This is a genomic window from Leucobacter sp. NPDC015123 (genome assembly GCF_043080205.1).
Lineage (GTDB): Bacteria > Actinomycetota > Actinomycetes > Actinomycetales > Microbacteriaceae > Leucobacter > Leucobacter aridicollis_A.
Genome location: NZ_JBIBVH010000001.1, coordinates 64,459 through 80,715 on the forward strand (window position 1 = coordinate 64,459; position 16,257 = coordinate 80,715).

Consider the following 16,257-nt stretch of genomic DNA (forward strand, 5'->3'; position numbering starts at 1 on the left):
CGACGCGAAACCGGAGTAAAAAACGGGCACGAGCGATCCTTTGACATTGGTGCGATCTTGGTAAGGTTTGCCTTACTTCACCCACCATAGCGAAGCCAAATATCGCTATGCGGTCAATCTATATCGCTTTTTGTCACGGCACCCGCAAAGTACGCTGCCGGGGTCGTCCCCACGATCCCTCGGAAGTGACCGATGAAGGTGCTCGGATTGGAATAACCGAGGGCGGCGGCCGCCGCCGCGACGGTTTGACCGGATGCAAGGCGGACGAGTGAGGCGCGCACTCGCGCGCGGATCCGCCACTGTGTGAGCGAGAGCCCGGTTTCCGAGATGAACGCCCGCGTCAGCTCTCGCGGCGGAAGCCCGACCCGCTCGGCCCAGTCAACTGTCGTCTCGAAGGCGCCCGGATCAGCAAGGATCTGCTCGGCTACCGCCAGCAGGCTCGGCGTCACAGGCATCCGCAGATCCACCTGAGCCCCGGGGCTTGGCGTGAGCAACTCGATCACGAGGCGCTGGAGCCGGAGCCGCGTGCTCGTCGGCATCTCAGCCTCGGCATTGAGCAGCAGCAGCTCTCGGACCGCGGGAATGAGCTCGACGATCATGGCCTCCCGTGGCAGCTGCGCGGCGAGCCCCGCCTCAAGAAAGGTTGCGTAGAACAGCGAGTCAGCCGAGGTCTCGATCGTGTGCGGCACGCCGCTCGGCACCCACACAGCTCGCTGCGCCGGCACAGTCCAGACCGAGTCACCGGCGCGAACTCGAGCGACTCCGGCTGTCGACCAGATGAGCTCGTCGTGCTCGTGCACCTCGGCTTCCCATGCCCGAATGCTGCGACTCTCGTGGCGCACACTTGTGAGCAGGAAACCCCGGATTCGTTGCGATGCCGTCGAGACGTGCGAGACGTTCGCCATTACGCGCCTCGCGAGGGCGCCGCCCTGCGCCGCAGGTCCTGCTGCGTCACGCCATACGTGTCGAGGAGCACGCGATACATCGTCGACGCCGACCCAAACCCTGAACGGGCTGCAACCTGGGCGCCCGACAAGCCGTCGTGCTCGGGGTTCTGGAGCGTCGACCGCGCGATTCGAGCGCGCTCGCGCCGCAGCTCTGCCCCGACGCTCGTCTCGTGATTCGTAAAGGCGAGCTGGAGTCGCCTGACGGAACATCCAACGGCCTCAGCGAGCTCCCGGGTACCGAACCCTGCCTCCCGACACTCCCGAGCAATCACCCCCATCGCGTCACCCCACACATCTTTCGCGCCCTGCGTGGGCTGCGACGACAGCAGCGGGAACCGTCCGCGCAGCAGCGCGCCCGCCATCTCGACCGCCACCCGCGACACCGTCGCAGCGTCGCCAGGCCCAACACTTGCCGGCGCCTCGGAGAGCTCAGCGAGGTAGCCGCGCATTGCCCGCTCGGGCAGCGTGAGCTCAGGGTAGACAGTCGCCCCGTCAGGGAGGCGCGGGAGGAACGGGATGAGCGCATCACGCTGAATCCGAGCGACGAGAAACTTCCAGTCGGTGAGAAACCGCACGCGCATCGGCAGGCCGCTCGGTGCAACGAGCAGCGGGTCGCTCGACTCGAGCCACGCGCCGTCCTCGAGGTAGGTGAACCTGCCGCGTGCCACAAACACGAAGTCAATCGTTGGCATGCCAGGCAGCAGCGGGCGCCGCTCGATCTCGGTCGGTCCACCCGAGGCCTCGATCACAAACAGCGGACCAAACGTGTGCACCACGGCGCCAATCGGCATCGAGTCGCGACTGCGAGTGCCCTCGCGGTGCAGATCCTGACTCGAAAACGCTGAGACGTCGCGGTCCGCGATCTGGCGCGGGGTGAACTCGGGGGTCATGGACTAACGTTAGCGAACCCCTGGCAGGTTCTGCGCGCGTAATTCTGGTTGCGCGCTGCGCCACACGCCTCAGATGCCCCTCGGAGGATCGAGCTCGGGCGCGAGGTAGTTGATGACGACGAGCTCGAGCTCCCGTTCAAGATCGAGTCCCCGTTCCCGTTCGCCAGCCGCGAGATCGAGCAGGCTCGCAACCGTGTGCACGACAGTGAGGGCGATCGCCGCGGCCCGCTCCACCGGCAGCGCGGGGTTCACCCGCAGCAGGTATGGGGCGATGGCCTCGGCGGTCGCAGCGTTCACGTCGTGGTCGAGATGCCACAGCTCGGGCGAGGACTGGAGGGCCCGCCTGATCGCCGTCGCGCCAGAGGTGTCGCGCCGCAGCTGCGCCATCGCGCGGATTGCGCGCGCGACTGGCTCACGCCAGTCGGGCGCCACCCCCAGCTCAGAAAGCTCACGAAGCGCAACGCCTGATCGCTCCTCCTCGATTGATTGCGCGAGCTCGCGCACGATTGCGAATTTGTTCGGGTAGTAGCGATAGAGCGTCGCAATGTTCACCCCGGCGCGGGTTGCGATCGTCGCCGTGGTCAGGCTGTCGAAGCCGCCCTCCTCGAGCAGTTCGCTCGCTGCCGCCAAAATGGAGGCGACAGCGGCGCGCCCGCGCGCCTGCTTGGGTGTTTGTCGCTCCACTGCCGTCACCATCCTTCCTCCCCCGGCCCGGTTGCCGCGCGTTTCGATCCATCTTGCCGCATCGGCCCGGACTTCGCGTGGCGCACTGCCCGAGATGCGCTGCAGCGCCTGCGCTACAACACCGGGCTTGACCACTGACACCTTCACGCTCATACTAAAGTAAGTATTTACTTACGTTTAGGAGTTTCAATGTCGCAACGCCGCGAAATCCTGCTCTCCGACCTCCACCTCCACGCTGGGACAGAGTTCTTCACCTCCGACTGGCTCGCGATCGACGCCGAGCACCTGTCGGCCTTCGCAACAGCAAGCTATCTCGACGCCGAGCACGCCGACCTCACCGCGTCGAAGAACAATCCCCTGGGTGCGACGCTCGTCGACGGCTTCCTGCTCACAAGCCTGCTCACGATGTTCCACTTCAACAACAGCCCGGTCCGAGGCGAGGGCATCTACGGGTTCAACTACGGACTCGATCGCGTACGCTATACGCTCCCCGTCTTCATCGGACAGAAGATCCGCTGCGTCGCAACGCTCGCGGAGGTCACCCCACGCCCCGACGGCACCGTGCTCGTGACGACCGACAACACGATTGAAGTCGAGGGCGAGGAGAAGCCTGCCATGGTGGCCAGGTGGCTGTCGCTCTTCGCGACCCGCGACGACGGCACAAACGTCGAGCGCTGAGCCGTGCACGCCACCGCTGCAGTGCCGCAGCCCACAAGCTACCTCGATTACCTCGACCACTACGCGCTCGCGACCCCCGAGGCGGACGCCGTATGGTTCGAGGGCGTCACACTGAGCTACAGCGACCTCGCCACTCGCGTCGACGAGCTCGCCGCGACACTTGCCGCCTTGGGCGTCGCTCCTGGCTCGCGCGTCGCGACGCTCTGCACCCCGCGGCCCGAGTACCTCATCTCGCTACTCGCGACGATGCGCACGGGTGCAGTCTGGATAGGGCTTAACCCGAAATACACGCTCTCAGAGTTGAGTCACGTCGCCACCGACGCACGGCCGTCAGTGTTTCTCTCACTCGACGCCGTCGACGGGCGCGAGTACGGTGCTGAGATTACTGAGCTCGCGGCGGCGGTCGGCGCCCGCGGCGCGTTCAGGATCGGGCCGCGGACTGTGGCCTCGGCGCTGCAGGAGCTGCCGGAGCTGCCGGAGGCCGCCCCCCTGCCCGCGAGCTACCCCGAGATTCACCCCACCGACCCGGCGACGATCGTGTACACCTCGGGTTCGAGCGGGTCACCGAAGGGCGCGGTGCTCTCGCACGGAGGCCTCGTCTACGCGGCGCGGGTCGAAGCCGACGTGCTCGGCATCCGCGCACCGCGCGTGCCGTGCAACCTGCCGATCAACCACGTTGCCTGCCTTGCAGACCTCACGGGCACCACCCTTGCGGCAGGCGGAATGCTCGCGCTCCTCGAACAGTTCGACCCGGCGAGCCTGCTGGCGCTCGTGCCGGAGCTCGGGCTCACGAACCTCATGACCGTGCCAACCATCTTGCAGCTCATCGCGGCCCAGCCCGAGTTCGCGGCCACCGACCTGACATCGCTGAGACGGGTCGTCTGGGGCGGCGCTCCCCTACCGATCGACGTGATCCGGGCCTACAAAGACCGCGGAATCCCGCTCATGACCGTCTACGGCATGACTGAGACGATCGCCTCAATCACGTTCACACGCGACGGCGACAGCGACGAGGTGCTCGCTGAGACTGTCGGGCGGTTCGACCCCGGCATGGAGGTGCGGCTCGCCGACGAGCAGGGCCCGGTTGCGCCCGGCACTCAGGGCGAAGTGCAAGTACGACACTCGGGCCTGTTTCTCGAATACTTCGGCAACCCCGATGGCACCTCAGCCGCGTACACAGCGGACGGCTGGTTCAAGACCGGCGACGTGGGCGTCCTTAGAGACGACGGGGCGCTCCGCCTCGTCGGGCGCATGTCAGACATGATCAAGTCGGGCGGCTACAACGTGTACCCGCGCGAGATCGAGCTGCGCATCGAGGCGCACAGCGATGTCGCCCTTGCCGCCGTCATCGGCAGGCCAGACGACACGTTCGGCGAGGTCGGAGTCGCCTACGTCGTCCCCGCGGCGGGGTGCGCGCCCGAAGCCGACGCCCTCCGCGCCTACGCCCGTGAGCACCTCGCCAACTACAAGGTGCCGAAGGAGTTCGTCATCGTCGACGCGCTCCCGCTGCTCCCGGTTGGCAAGGTCGACAAACAGCACCTCCGCCGGCTCGCGCGAGCCTGACGCCCCGCAGCACCCACACCCACTAGCGGCTCAACGGAGAGCCGGGATTGAGGAGACATACAATGACGAATATCACCTCCACCGACACCCACATCACGGCGGGCATGCGCCAGGCACGCATCGCCCTGTTCATCGTGTTCTTCGCGCAAGGGCTTGGGTTCGGCTCCCTCTTTGCGCGGCTGCCAACCGTCAAAGCGACGTTCCAATTCAGCGACTCAACGCTCGCACTCATGACACTCGCGCTGCCGCTTATGGCCGGAGTAGCGACGCTCATCACCGGCTCAATTGTGCAACGCGTCCATAGCGACACCCTGCTGCGGCTCGCGAGCGTCGCGAACCTCACGGCGCTCGCACTCATCGGGTTCGCCGATTCGTTCGCGATGCTCATTCCGGCGTGGATCGTGATGGGCATCGCATTTGGAATGGTCGACGCCACAATGAACATGAAGGCGGTCTCGCTGCAGCAGCGGTACAGGCGCAGCATCGTCGTCGGCTTCTACGCGATCTACAGCGCGGCAGGCATCATCGCGTCGCTCGCTGCGGCGTTCACCGCCCAGGCAGGGCTACCGCTCTGGGTCTTCTTCGGTGCCGAATTCTTCGTGCTCGTGCCTCTGCTGCTCTGGACGGGCAGATCACTCGTGCACGCTCGCGTCGGCGCTGCAGGTTCGGCGGAGGCCCGGCCCGGCGCCGCCCCGGCACGCGTCAAGGTTCCCTGGCTCCCGGTACTCAGCATCGGCGTCGTTCTCACCTCTGCCTACTTCATCGAGTCTTCGGCATCGAGCTGGGGCTCCGTCTACGTGCACGACACGCTCGCGGCCCCGGAGAGCGTCGCCGCCCTCGCGTACGGGGGTTACAGCGCCGCGATGCTCATCGGCAGGCTCAGCGCCGACTGGCTGATCAGGGCGTTCGGCGCGAAGCGCGTGATCCAGGTCTGCGCGCTCATCGCGCTCGCCGGCATGCTTGCGGTTGTCTTCGCCACGGCGCCGTGGATGGCACTCGTCGGGTTTGCGCTCGCAGGCGGCGGCCTCTGCGTGATCGCGCCGCTCGCGTTCGCGGCGGCGGGAACGATCGACGACACGGGCGTCGCCGTGGCGCGCGCGAACACGTTCACCTACGTCGGGTTCCTGCTCGGCGCTGCGCTCATCGGCCCGATCGCCGACCTCAGCTCGATGCGCATCGCCTACATGATCTCGGTTGCGCTCGCTGTCGTGATCCTGTTCCTCGCCCGCGGGCTCGCAGCGCGAATCGAGGGTGCAGCGCAGGCAGCCTAGCCCTGGATGGTCCACTGCAAGAGGGGCACTGGCGCTGCGCGCTCGCGCAACAACAGGCCCCTCTCGCTTCGGCTGGGCAGCCGCCGCTATTACTCGGCTGGCAGTCCCGCGAGGAACTCCTTCGTCGCCGCGACGACTTCCTCACCCTTTGTGTGGTGCAGGTAGTGGTCAGCGTCGATCTCGAGGGTGACCGCGTAGTCGACTGTCGCCGCCTGCGCTTTATGCATGTCGGTCCAGGTGGGAAAGTCTGGGTTGTGCGCCTGATACATGAGCAGCAGTGGCAGGTCCTTCGGGAACGTTTGCCCCTTCGCGGCAGCGAAGTTCTCGGCAAGGTGGTTGACCTCGTCAAGGTAAGTGGGGGCCATGGAGTTGCGCATCGCGAGCACGTCCATACGCTCGATGTCCTCGGGGGTGTACGCCGGGTTTCCCTCAAGCGGGTTGCCGCCAAGCTCGGTGATCACGCGCAGCAGCCCGAGCCCACGGATCGCAGGGGCGCCCTTGAGAATCCCTGGCACCCTGTCCATGCCTGGCTGCTCGGGCACGGAGGTGTCGATACCGACGAAGGCGGTGACCTCGTCGGGATACGTGTTCGCGTATGCGAGACCGTAGATACCTGTAATCGAGTGCCCCATGAGAATGTACTCGTCGACACCGAAACTCGAGACGGCCTGGTGGATCTCGGCGACGATGTTCTCCGTCGTCCGCGGCGTATCCGCCTGATCGCTCAGCCCATAGCCGAACGGCTCGACCGCGAGGATCCGGTACTCGTCTTTCAGGCCATTGATCACGGGCGCGAAGTCGGCTACCGGCGAAGCGGTTCCGGCGCCCGGCGTGAGCACGATCGTCTGCTCGCCGCTGCCGAATTCGGCGACGTTCATCTGTTTGCCGTCGACTTCCACGAGCTCACCATATGGTTCGAGCGCGGCAACCTCGCGCGGGGTCTTCACGGCGTTTACAATCGAGGTCGTGGCGAGCGTTGCCCCGACGAGCCCGACGATGACACCAAGAGTGGTGAGGGTAATTTTGAGTGGTTTCTTCACGGACTCGCTCTCGAAAAACAGGCATTACTTCGGGCCCTAAGCATCGCACGGGCGGACTGGATCTTGCTGGGAGAATTCACCAATTCTCCATGCAAACTCATAGCCGTTTCACCATTGCAACGTCGCCTCATGCCCACAGGGCTACGCTGGGTGCAGGGCGCTCGATCCTGACCCACAGAACGATCACCTCGTACCGCGCCAGTTACCGGCGGCTCCGCGAGCGGTGCCCGCGAAGCCAGGGAAGGAACTCCGTGAACCACTCCCTCCAGTGGACCGCCTCGGATGCAGCGGCACACCTCATGGCACCGACGCCGCGCGACCACAAGTACTCTCGCGGCGTGCTCGGCGTGCGCACGGGCTCCCGCTCCTACCCCGGCGCGGCAGCTCTCGGGGTCGAGGCCGCCTGGCGCGCGGGCGTCGGGCTCGTGCAGTTCACCCCGCAGCTCGGCGACGCGGGCCCCCGCTTCGGCATGCAGTCGCCCGCCGAACTGGTGCTCGCGACACGACCCGAAACCGTTGTCACGCGCGACGCCACGCGGGTGACCGCCTGGCTCATCGGCAGCGGCACCCACCCAGCCGAGCGCGACGCGACCGAGACCGCAGCACTCACCAGCCTGTTCGGCGAGCAGCGCCCCCTCGTCGTTGACGCCGGCGCGCTTGAACTCTGCCTCGGCCGCCGTGACACCGCACTTCGCGCCGCACCGGTCGCGATCACCCCGCACGCCGGCGAGTTCGCCCGGCTCTGGCGCGGGCTGGGCGAACCGCAGCCCGCCGACGACGCGGAGGCCGCCGCAGTCCTTGCAGCAACGCTCAACGTCACGGTGCTCTTGAAGGGCGCCGTCACGACAGTCGCGTCCCCAGCCGGTCGCGTCATCACCGTCGGCCCGGCGACCCCGTGGCTCGCGACGGCCGGGACGGGAGACGTACTCGCCGGGGTCCTCGGCGCGCTTGCCGCGCGACACGCGGAGGCCATCGGCGACCCAGATCACCCCTGGGCATTTGCCGAGCTGTGCGCGACGGCCTCCTTGCTCCATGACACCGCCGCCCGGCTCGCGGCGGGAGCCGCTGGGCCCTCGGGAGCCGTGGGGCCCTCGGGAGCCGTGGGGCCCTCGGGAGCCGCGGGCCGACCCATCGTTGCCCTCGATGTCGCGCACCAGCTCCCCGCAGCTGTCGAGCTCCTCGCACGCGCTGGCGCTGCGGCGAGCGCGGAGACCGGCGCAGGGACCGGCGCAGAAACGGACACAGGGACCGGCACAGAGACCGGCGCAGAAACGGACACAGAAGCCGACGCACACCGCTAGCCGGGTCACGTTCACTCCGCGCAGCAGGCCGCGTTCAGCCCCTGAGCCCGCTAGGTAGGGCTGAGCACGCCGCGCAGCGCTGCGAGCACGGCCGCGTGCCGCAACCTATCGGGGTCATCAACGAACGGGCCTTGCAGCACTGAGCCCACGTGGGCCGCGATGATCACCCGGGCGGCCTCGTCAGCGGTGGGCGTGAGGGTTGCGTTGAGCGCCCCGGCGATGCGTTCGAGTACGGGGGTGATCCCCCGCTGGAACTCCTCGCCGTGCTCGCGCAGCAGGGCAGCGAGCTCAGGATCCGTGGTAGCGCGCAGCCCGAACAGCGCGCGGAGGGCGTACCACTGCGTGTCGGCAGGGATGACCGCGAGCAGTTCGGAGACGAAGCGTTCGAGCACGTCAGCCGGGTGCGAGCCGGGTGCGAGGTGCACCTCGAACCGGCTCGTACCGCTGAGCAGGTCTGCCGTCTTTCGTTCGTAGAGCGCGAAGAACACGTCTGTCACGGTGCGAAAGTTTGAGTAGAAGGCCCCCCTGGTGAAGCCCGCACGTGAGCAGATTTCGTCGATCGTTGCCGTTGGCGCGCCTCGCTCAGCGAAGATCGCCTCGGCAGCATCGAGGAGCGCGGCGCGGGTGTGTACTCGCGCTCGACGTCTCGCCGGGGCCGCAGCCGTGGCTGGCGGCTGAGCTGCCAAGTGAGCTGGCGGCTGAGCCGCCGAAGTCTTGATGTCGCCTGGGAGGTTCTCAGCGCGAACTGCCACAGGGGTTCCTTCCGTCGAATGTTCGATGCATAATGCATTCAATACACATTGCATCGAGAATGCAAGGCGTACGCATCAAAAGGAAATGAGGAATCACATGCAATTCACCGTTCCGACCAACGCCCAAGAGCGACCGATCGTCGTTGTGGGCGGCGGCACCCTCGGCAGGCGCATCGCTGCGGTCTTCGCGTCAGGCGGCGCGGACGTCCGCATCGCCGAGCTGCAGGAGCCGCAGCGCCAGGCGGCGCTCGGCTACGTTGCCGAGGCACTCCCCGAGCTCACCGCGCGGCTCGAGAAGCAGGGCATCGACGCCACCGCAGGCACCGTCACCGCGGTTCCGACTGTCGAGGAGGCACTGCCCGGTGCGTGGCTTGTCGTCGAGGCAGTCCCCGAGCGGCTCGATATCAAGCGCCCACTCTTCGGCACGCTCGACAAGCTCGCCGACGCCGACGCGGTACTCGCAACGAACTCCTCGTCGTACAAGTCGCGCGAGGTCATCGACGAGGTCGCGAACCCCGAGCGGGTCTTCAACATGCACTTCGCGATGCCGCCGCAGAGCATGGCTGTCGAGCTTATGAGCGACGGGCAGACGAGCGAGGGGCTGCTGCCCGCGGTCGCCGAGGAGCTGAAGCGCTTCGGGCTCGCCCCGTTCATCGCGCTCGCCGAGAGCACTGGGTTCATCTTCAACCGCATCTGGGCAGCGATCAAGCGCGAGTCGCTCGCGGTCGTTGCCGACGGCGTGAGCACTCCAGCGGACGTCGACGCGATCATGCAGGCCAACATGGGGATCCATGCCGGGCCGTTCGCTCTCATGGACCAGGTGGGCCTCGACGTGGTGCTCGATATCGAGGAGCACTACGCAGCAGAGAACCCGAACCTACCGGAGGGTCCGCGCACGCTGCTCCGCAGCTACGTCGACGCTGGCAAACTCGGGCGCAAGACCGGCGAGGGCTTCTACAGCTACGACAAGTAGTCGCGGGCGGCCGCCCTAGCCTGGGCCGACCCGCGCGACCCACACGCGCCAATACACACCTTCCTCGCGAGATCATCCCTTCCCTACCGCAGGGTTCGTGTGTTCTCGCGAGAATGGTGTGTATTGGCGACGGCGCCCACTAAGGTGATCTGCAAGGGTGCGCAGCGTCGCGCCCCTGCCCGTCGCCACCGCTGCCGACCCAGGAGTCACGATGCCGTCACCCCCGCCACTTTCAGAGCGCCTCATGCGCGGCGCGATTCGCACGCTCGGCGGCATGCCGCACTGGGCCCAGCGCATCATCGCGGGAAAGCCAGTCGAGGTCGACGGCCAGCAGCTCGCCACCGAGGTGCAGATGGCGCTGCGGATCCTGAACAGACTGCCCGGGAACGATTTCACACAGCTCCCCCTCGCCGAGGCGCGCGCGCAGATCGACGCCGAAGCGCGCATCTTCGGCGGTACCCACGACGTTGCAGAGGTCACCGACTTCGTCATCCCGACCCGGGCTGGAACTGTCGGCGCCCGCCGATACGCGAACACTCCTGATGCCCGCACACGCGGCACAGTGCTGTACTTTCACGGCGGCGGCTGGGTCGTTGGCAGCCTCGAGTCCGCCGACTCCGCGTGCAGGTTCATCGCCGCCGAGAGCGGGCTCGAGGTGATCGCTGTCGACTATCGCCTCGCCCCTGAGCACCCATTCCCCGCAGGGCTCGAAGATGCAATAGACGCATACCGCTGGGCTAGGGCCGAACGCCCTGGTGGCCGCATCGCCGTCGCCGGGGACAGTGCAGGCGGAAACCTCAGCGCAGCGATCTGCATCGCAACGCGCGACGACGAGACAGGCGCGCCAGACTACCAACTACTGTTCTTCCCGGTGACCGACCTCGCCACTAAACACCGGTCGTACGAGCTGTTCAGCGAGGGCTACTTTCTCACCGAAGCCCACATGGATTGGTACCACGAGCACTACCTCCCCACCGAGGGGGCAGAGGCCGCCGCACACAATCCGCTCGTGTCGCCGCTCCTCGCCCCCGAAGATTCCCTCACGGGCCTCCCTCCGGCACACGTCGCCGTATCGGGGTTCGACGTGCTGCGCGACGAGGGCCTCGCCTATGCCGAGCGGCTGCGCGCCGCCGGGGTGCCGGTTACGGTGCAGCTCGTCGAGGGCCACATCCACGCGTTCGTGAACGCGACAGGCGTCGGCAAGCTCAGCTCGCGGGCGCTCGCCGAGTCAGTGAGCTACCTCGGACGCGGCCTGAGTAGCTGAGGCACCGACAACCAGCCTGATTGTGTTCCCCCAGGGGTCGTCGACGACGATGCCGTGCTCGATCGCTTCGTGTTCGAAGCCCGCGGCCTCGACCCGGGCGGCCACCTTTTCAACATCAGCCGCGGTCGGCAGCGCTATCGTCAACGCTCCGAGACCCACCTCCGTACTGCGCGGGCCCGCACCTGCGCTCTGCCAGGTGTTCGTCGCGATGTGGTGGTGGTAGCCGCCAGCCGAATAGAACAGGGCACCCTCGGACTGCGACACCACGTCAAACCCGAGCGTGTCGGCATAAAAGCGGCGTGCGTCTTCGAGGTCTCCGACCTTCAGGTGAATGTGACCGATCACGGCGGTGTCTGCCGCGTTCTCATCAAGGTGTTCCTCGATGAATGCGTTCGGGTCGAGCGGTTCGCTGCCCATTTCGACCTCACCGTCCTTCCACTTCCACTCGTCACGCGGACGGTCGACGTAGAGCTCGACGCCGTTCCCCTCGGGATCACCAAAGTAAAACGCCTGGCTCACGAGATGATCGGCGGAGCCCTGGTAGCTTCCCGGCGCGAACTGCGCGGTCTGCAGCACTGCCTTCGCGAGCGATGCTTCGTCGGCGAAGAGGATTGCCGTGTGGTACAGCCCCGCGTCGCCGACCTGCGGCAGCGGCTCCGCGGACTGCTCTAGCCGCATCAACGACACGCCGTCGAGCCCGAGCGTGACCGAGTCCGGCTGCTGGTCGATGACAGCGAGCCCAACGGCATTTTGATAGTAGGCCTGCACGTTGTCGAGGTTTGTGACTTTTAGCTCCGTGATCCCGAGCTCCGTCTCCGCCGGCAGCCCGTCTGCACGCTCCACAGGCGCTCCCGCCGCGTCGACGGCACCAGGGGCGCCTTGCGCGGCGTCGCGACCGGCGAGGACTGCCCAGAGCACACCTCCAGCAACTGCGACGAGCGCTACGGCGGCGATCACGATGAGGAGGAGCTTCGGCGAGCGCTTCGCGGGCTGGCTCGTTTGGGTCATGGGTGGGTGTCCTTAGATTGATCCGTCACTGGTACTGGGATTGGGTGGCGGCGCGGCACTGGGTGCCGACTTTACTGACGCGCGGCCAGCAGGTCTTCCATGAGCTGAATCTCGCTCTGCTGTGCCTTGGCCATGCTGCCGGCGAGGTCCGTCACGACGGGGAAGTCGCTCCGGTCGAGGAGGGCTTCTGCCATGTCGACTCCGCCCTTGTGGTGGGCGATCATGAGCTGCAAGAACATCCGCTCGGCCGCAACACCGCGAAGCGACTTGAATTCATCAAGCTCAGCCCGCGTCGCCATCCCCGGCATCGCGTCGGGCACCTCCGTCTCCGTGTCCGGCGCGCCATGTACGTGACTCTCCCCTGACGGGACCGGGCGGTGCATCCAGGTCATTGCCGGCTCTGGCGACGATTGCGGGAGGCCCCAGGTCGCAAGCCAACCAAACATCTGTCCCGCCTGCTGCGATTGGGAGGTCGCGATGTCGTAGGCGAGGAGCCGAATCTCTGGCGAGTCGGTGAGGTCTCGAACGATCATCGACATCTCGACAGCCTGGTCGTGGTGGGTCTGCATGTCGCGAGCGAACCCGGCCTCGGCGCTGCGGGTCGTGGGCAGCGGATCCACGCTAGCGGTCGCGCGCCCAACGATCAGTGACGCGGCGACGAGGACGATCGCGAGCATTGTGACAATGAACGCCGTGAGCCCCGTGCTGCGCCCGCTAGGCGACAAGGCCTGGGCCCTGCAGCGCTCCGGAGCACGATGCCCCAGGTTCAGGCGCGTTCGCCGACTTCCAGTACCTGTCGATGAACTGCGCGAGACGGGCATCAGACGCTGAGTCCATCTCGATCTGCGCTCCCCACGCCGATGCCATGAACGGCGCCGGCTGGCCCGGGTAGGGCGAGAGGATCGTGTACTGGTCGGGGATGGCGTTTCGGAGCGCCGCGATGTCGTCGTCGGTTGCCGTGTCAGGATCATATGTCACCCAGACAGCACCGTGCTCGAGCGCGTGGACCGCGTTCTCGTTCGGTTGCGGCTCGTCGTAGACCCCACAGTTCAGCCAGATCTGCGAGTGGTCCCCACCGGCTGGAACGGCCATGCCGTAATTCTCTTGGTAGTCGACGGGAGCGGGATCAATGTGAGTTGCGGGGAGGTTCGTGAACTCCTTGAGTCCCTCAATCTCAATGTCTTGGGGACGCTGCAGTGGCTCTGTTGCCGTTACTACGAAAGTGACGACAAGCGCCAGGATCGCCGCGCCGCCCACAGCCCCGCTCACGGTGGCGATGCGCCGGTTGCGCTTTCGCGCCGCCTCTTGCTGCTGATGCGCTCGAACCTTCTCGGCCCGCGCTTCTGCGCGCTGCTGTTTGGTTGTCTTGCGAACTACTGGCTCTGGCATTCGACTCTCGCCCCCCCCACAATTGGTTGTTGCGACAATCATTTATCAGCGCCCTGGGAAAAACCTCCGCACGAAGCCCCTATCCGCGGCGCGCAGCCAGTCGGTCACCAATAGCCTCGGCGATCTCGCCGAGAGAATCGAGCTGCTCCACTGTTAATGCGTCGATCACCAGACTGCGAACAAGATCGATGTGCGCGGGAATGGCGCGAATGAACTCCCTGCGCCCAACCGCGGTCAGCCGAACGTTGGTGGCCCGGCGATCACTCTCACTCGGCACCCGCTCAACAAGCTCCCGCTTCTCCATGCGCGTGCAGACATGAGACAGCCGCGGGAGAGTCGCCGCGGTCGTCTGCGCGAGCTCAGACATTCTGAGCATCGAGTCGGGCGCGACATAGAGAGCGGACAACACGGTGAATTCGAAGTGAGTCATCCTCGAATCCCGCTCAAGCTGCGCGTCGAGCAGATGCGGCAGCAACTGGGCAACCCCGATGAGCCCAAGCCAGGCCCGTGACTCCCGAGCATCCATTCGGGGCGCAAAATCAGTCATACCGCTATTTCACCACCTTGCGCGACGAAGCATCGACGCGACGCGAGCAAAACGGCACCGACTGGCACTCTCAAATCACATTTGAGTAACTTCACCAGTGCCATCTTGGCACTCAAATCGCCCAATACGCCTCGCCTGGCGCACTGCCGACACTCAGCCCACAACAGGCAAGTGAAGCATTTATCTCACATTCGTCGCGAAGAAGTTAGCAAGTTTTCAGCGGAAACTCACCACTTGCGGGCTTCACGAGGCCTCACCTATGGTCGGTGCATGGCACACGCGAAGCAGCAAGTCCACGGGAGGCCCCAGGCCACACCCGTCAGCGTCGCTGCCTGCCTGACAGACAAACGGGGCCTCTCGGCAGGATCTGCCGTGCCCGAGCTGTGGGCCTTCACGGCTGGTCGGGAGGCCGTGAGGGCCGCAGCGAGTATCGAGGGTGGCCAGTTTCTGAATCGCGGCTTGGCCCCGGGCCAGACTCCGCCATGAACTGCACAGGCGCCCCACGCAGCATGTATCTCGCTGCCCGGGGCGTCGCGCGCCGGTCCGTGGCGTGATAGCGATGGGTTCGCACAAGCAAGCCCTCCTCCAAGTTCACTTGAAACCGCATACGAGCGGCGTGAACGCTCCGTGACGCGTTCCGGCTCTCAAGGGCGCGGCTTCACCGCACTTCCGCGTGGCTCCGAGCCCGAGCGCCCTGCACAACGATGTCGGAGGGGTGCGCATGCAATCATTCGCTGATATTCCAGCCCATATTCGGGAGGCACTCACCCCGCAGATGCGTCGGGTGGTAGCCCACCAGCTCGATCGCCTCGCGCAACAGCGCGAAGTCGCGGCTGCCCCTGTCGACGAGTGCGGCGCGGCGTGCGGGACCCCCGGGCCGGTCGGGCCGCAGGACCCCGACGACGACCTCGCGACTGCCCGCTCCGAATACCTTGCAGAGCGTGAGTTCTGGAACACTGGCGGGCCGGCAATGCACGAGACCCAGGACCTCACCTTTGATGTCGCTGGAACACAGGTTCGGGCGCGCGTGCACCGCCCCACAGCCTCCAAGGTGCTCCCTGCCATCGTCTATTTCCACGGCGGCGGTTTCATGCTTGGAAACCTCGACTCGCATGACCGGATTGCACGCGCGTTCGCACTCGAATCGGGGGCGGCCGTCGTCGCGGTCGACTACTCGCTCTCCCCGGAAGCCCGATTCCCGCAGGCCCTGCTTGAGTGTGCGGGGGTCGTCGCTCATCTCGCACTTAGCGGAGATAGCTACGGTATCGACGGAGAACGCCTCGCAGTCGCAGGCGACTCAGCGGGCGCCATGCTTGCGCTCGGAACAGCGCTCCTCCTACGCGACGAGCCCTCCCGCGTCCCTGAGGCCGCAGCCGATCCCGAACGAGTTACCACCTCGCTGAAGGCGATGCTGCTCTACTACGGCGGATACGGTCTCGAAGACTCTCCCTCCCGGGGGAGCTTTGGCGGGTTTTGGGACGGCATGTCGTCCGACGATCTCGGCCTCATCCACAGTACCTACCTCACGGCTCCCGCTGATCGAGAGAGCCCATACGTGACGCCCCTGAGCGCTGACCTGGAAGCTTCATTGCCGCCGGCGTTTGTTTTGGGCGCGGAGCTCGACCCGCTCAGAGACGACACTGAGGCTCTCGGGCGCCGGCTCGCGGCCGCCGGACACGACGTCCAGTGGGCCATCACGCCCGGTGTGCTGCACTCGTTCCTTCACTTTGGCCGCATGCTCGATGCGGCGTCGACTGCGATCGCCGACGGCGCCGAGTTCGCGAAGAGTCGTCTCGAACGACACCACCCAGCTTCGCCCAGCGCTTCGCCCGATCGCTGACCTCGAGGAGATCCCAACGACAGACATCTCACCCCCATGCGCTGAGCCTCGCACCCTCGGCGTGACACCTCCGGCCAAGCGTATGCATGGTCGGGACATGCGAAAGGAAG

At 66.2% G+C, this 16,257-nt stretch carries 16 protein-coding genes; 7 read left to right on the forward strand and 9 right to left on the reverse strand.

Annotated elements, in window-relative coordinates; all coding sequences use genetic code 11:
• Window positions 1-113: 113 nt before the first annotated feature.
• From ACF07D_RS00305 to ACF07D_RS00315, 3 genes are all read right to left on the reverse strand, one after another.
• Window positions 114-905, reverse strand: a complete 792-nt coding sequence (locus ACF07D_RS00305; protein ID WP_391503476.1) for a helix-turn-helix transcriptional regulator — start codon at window positions 903-905, stop codon at window positions 114-116.
• Window positions 905-1,837: a helix-turn-helix domain-containing protein gene (locus ACF07D_RS00310; RefSeq protein ID WP_391503477.1), complete on the reverse strand. Its 933-nt coding sequence runs from the start codon at window positions 1,835-1,837 to the stop codon at window positions 905-907. Before ACF07D_RS00310 ends, ACF07D_RS00305 begins: the two co-directional genes overlap by 1 nt.
• Before the next feature lie 69 nt (window positions 1,838-1,906).
• Window positions 1,907-2,674: a TetR/AcrR family transcriptional regulator gene (locus ACF07D_RS00315; protein ID WP_391503478.1), complete on the reverse strand. Its 768-nt coding sequence runs from the start codon at window positions 2,672-2,674 to the stop codon at window positions 1,907-1,909.
• A 36-nt stretch (window positions 2,675-2,710) separates the two neighbouring features.
• On the opposite strand from ACF07D_RS00315, the gene ACF07D_RS00320 reads away from it, so the two are divergent.
• The 3 genes from ACF07D_RS00320 to ACF07D_RS00330 all read left to right on the forward strand — a co-directional run bounded on the left by ACF07D_RS00320 (window position 2,711) and on the right by ACF07D_RS00330 (window position 6,033).
• Window positions 2,711-3,199 (forward strand): MaoC/PaaZ C-terminal domain-containing protein, encoded by a 489-nt coding sequence (locus ACF07D_RS00320; RefSeq protein WP_119282998.1) that lies wholly within the window; start codon window positions 2,711-2,713, stop codon window positions 3,197-3,199.
• Window positions 3,200-3,202: 3 nt separating this feature from the next.
• Window positions 3,203-4,762 carry a class I adenylate-forming enzyme family protein gene (locus ACF07D_RS00325; protein WP_391503479.1) on the forward strand — a complete coding sequence of 520 codons (1,560 nt, stop codon included), beginning with the start codon at window positions 3,203-3,205 and terminating at the stop codon, window positions 4,760-4,762.
• Between the two features lie 62 nt (window positions 4,763-4,824).
• Window positions 4,825-6,033 carry an MFS transporter gene (locus tag ACF07D_RS00330; protein ID WP_391503480.1) on the forward strand — a complete coding sequence of 403 codons (1,209 nt, stop codon included), beginning with the start codon at window positions 4,825-4,827 and terminating at the stop codon, window positions 6,031-6,033.
• A gap of 89 nt (window positions 6,034-6,122) precedes the next feature.
• Here ACF07D_RS00330 and ACF07D_RS00335 read toward each other — a convergent pair whose 3' ends face one another.
• A complete protein-coding gene (locus tag ACF07D_RS00335) occupies window positions 6,123-7,073 on the reverse strand; it encodes an alpha/beta fold hydrolase (protein WP_391503481.1) in 951 nt (316 codons plus the stop codon).
• A 251-nt stretch (window positions 7,074-7,324) separates the two neighbouring features.
• On the opposite strand from ACF07D_RS00335, the gene ACF07D_RS00340 reads away from it, so the two are divergent.
• Window positions 7,325-8,374, forward strand: a complete 1,050-nt coding sequence (locus ACF07D_RS00340) for an NAD(P)H-hydrate dehydratase (protein ID WP_391503482.1) — start codon at window positions 7,325-7,327, stop codon at window positions 8,372-8,374.
• A gap of 50 nt (window positions 8,375-8,424) precedes the next feature.
• Here ACF07D_RS00340 and ACF07D_RS00345 read toward each other — a convergent pair whose 3' ends face one another.
• Window positions 8,425-9,126: a TetR/AcrR family transcriptional regulator gene (locus ACF07D_RS00345; protein ID WP_391503483.1), complete on the reverse strand. Its 702-nt coding sequence runs from the start codon at window positions 9,124-9,126 to the stop codon at window positions 8,425-8,427.
• A 97-nt stretch (window positions 9,127-9,223) separates the two neighbouring features.
• Here ACF07D_RS00345 and ACF07D_RS00350 point away from each other — a divergent pair, with 97 nt between their 5' ends.
• Both ACF07D_RS00350 and ACF07D_RS00355 read left to right on the forward strand, forming a co-directional pair.
• Window positions 9,224-10,099 (forward strand): 3-hydroxyacyl-CoA dehydrogenase family protein, encoded by an 876-nt coding sequence (locus ACF07D_RS00350; RefSeq protein ID WP_391503484.1) that lies wholly within the window; start codon window positions 9,224-9,226, stop codon window positions 10,097-10,099.
• 211 nt (window positions 10,100-10,310) lie between these two features.
• Entirely contained in the window at window positions 10,311-11,363 is a 1,053-nt protein-coding gene (locus ACF07D_RS00355) for an alpha/beta hydrolase (protein WP_391503485.1), read from the forward strand.
• Here ACF07D_RS00355 and ACF07D_RS00360 read toward each other — a convergent pair.
• The 4 genes from ACF07D_RS00360 to ACF07D_RS00375 form a co-directional block, all read right to left on the reverse strand.
• Window positions 11,328-12,371, reverse strand: coding sequence for a VOC family protein (locus ACF07D_RS00360; RefSeq protein ID WP_391503486.1), 1,044 nt, complete (start codon window positions 12,369-12,371; stop codon window positions 11,328-11,330). The genes ACF07D_RS00355 and ACF07D_RS00360 overlap by 36 nt on opposite strands.
• Window positions 12,372-12,442: 71 nt before the next feature.
• The gene (locus ACF07D_RS00365; RefSeq protein WP_391503487.1) at window positions 12,443-13,048 is read right to left on the reverse strand and encodes a DUF305 domain-containing protein; all 606 of its coding nucleotides are present in this window, start codon (window positions 13,046-13,048) and stop codon (window positions 12,443-12,445) included.
• Between the two features lie 37 nt (window positions 13,049-13,085).
• Complete coding sequence (locus tag ACF07D_RS00370) at window positions 13,086-13,760, reverse strand: DUF3105 domain-containing protein (protein WP_391503488.1); 675 nt, start codon at window positions 13,758-13,760, stop codon at window positions 13,086-13,088.
• Window positions 13,761-13,839: 79 nt separating this feature from the next.
• Window positions 13,840-14,307, reverse strand: a complete 468-nt coding sequence (locus tag ACF07D_RS00375; RefSeq protein WP_391503489.1) for a MarR family winged helix-turn-helix transcriptional regulator — start codon at window positions 14,305-14,307, stop codon at window positions 13,840-13,842.
• A 721-nt stretch (window positions 14,308-15,028) separates the two neighbouring features.
• On the opposite strand from ACF07D_RS00375, the gene ACF07D_RS00380 reads away from it, so the two are divergent.
• Complete coding sequence (locus ACF07D_RS00380; protein ID WP_391503490.1) at window positions 15,029-16,147, forward strand: alpha/beta hydrolase fold domain-containing protein; 1,119 nt, start codon at window positions 15,029-15,031, stop codon at window positions 16,145-16,147.
• Window positions 16,148-16,257 lie beyond the last annotated feature (110 nt).

Bases quoted from the DNA above. Each gene is read 5' to 3' on its own strand.
- ACF07D_RS00350 (WP_391503484.1), top strand. From the start codon at position 9,224: ATGCAATTCACCGTTCCGACCAACGCCCAAGAGCGACCGATCGTCGTT.
- ACF07D_RS00310 (WP_391503477.1), bottom strand. From the start codon at position 1,837: ATGACCCCCGAGTTCACCCCGCGCCAGATCGCGGACCGCGACGTCTCA.
- ACF07D_RS00330 (WP_391503480.1), top strand. From the start codon at position 4,825: ATGACGAATATCACCTCCACCGACACCCACATCACGGCGGGCATGCGC.
- ACF07D_RS00370 (WP_391503488.1), bottom strand. From the start codon at position 13,760: ATGCCAGAGCCAGTAGTTCGCAAGACAACCAAACAGCAGCGCGCAGAA.
- ACF07D_RS00375 (WP_391503489.1), bottom strand. From the start codon at position 14,307: ATGACTGATTTTGCGCCCCGAATGGATGCTCGGGAGTCACGGGCCTGG.
- ACF07D_RS00315 (WP_391503478.1), bottom strand. From the start codon at position 2,674: ATGAGCGTGAAGGTGTCAGTGGTCAAGCCCGGTGTTGTAGCGCAGGCG.
- ACF07D_RS00380 (WP_391503490.1), top strand. From the start codon at position 15,029: ATGCAATCATTCGCTGATATTCCAGCCCATATTCGGGAGGCACTCACC.
- ACF07D_RS00360 (WP_391503486.1), bottom strand. From the start codon at position 12,371: ATGACCCAAACGAGCCAGCCCGCGAAGCGCTCGCCGAAGCTCCTCCTC.
- ACF07D_RS00305 (WP_391503476.1), bottom strand. From the start codon at position 905: ATGGCGAACGTCTCGCACGTCTCGACGGCATCGCAACGAATCCGGGGT.
- ACF07D_RS00320 (WP_119282998.1), top strand. From the start codon at position 2,711: ATGTCGCAACGCCGCGAAATCCTGCTCTCCGACCTCCACCTCCACGCT.
- ACF07D_RS00365 (WP_391503487.1), bottom strand. From the start codon at position 13,048: ATGCTCGCGATCGTCCTCGTCGCCGCGTCACTGATCGTTGGGCGCGCG.
- ACF07D_RS00355 (WP_391503485.1), top strand. From the start codon at position 10,311: ATGCCGTCACCCCCGCCACTTTCAGAGCGCCTCATGCGCGGCGCGATT.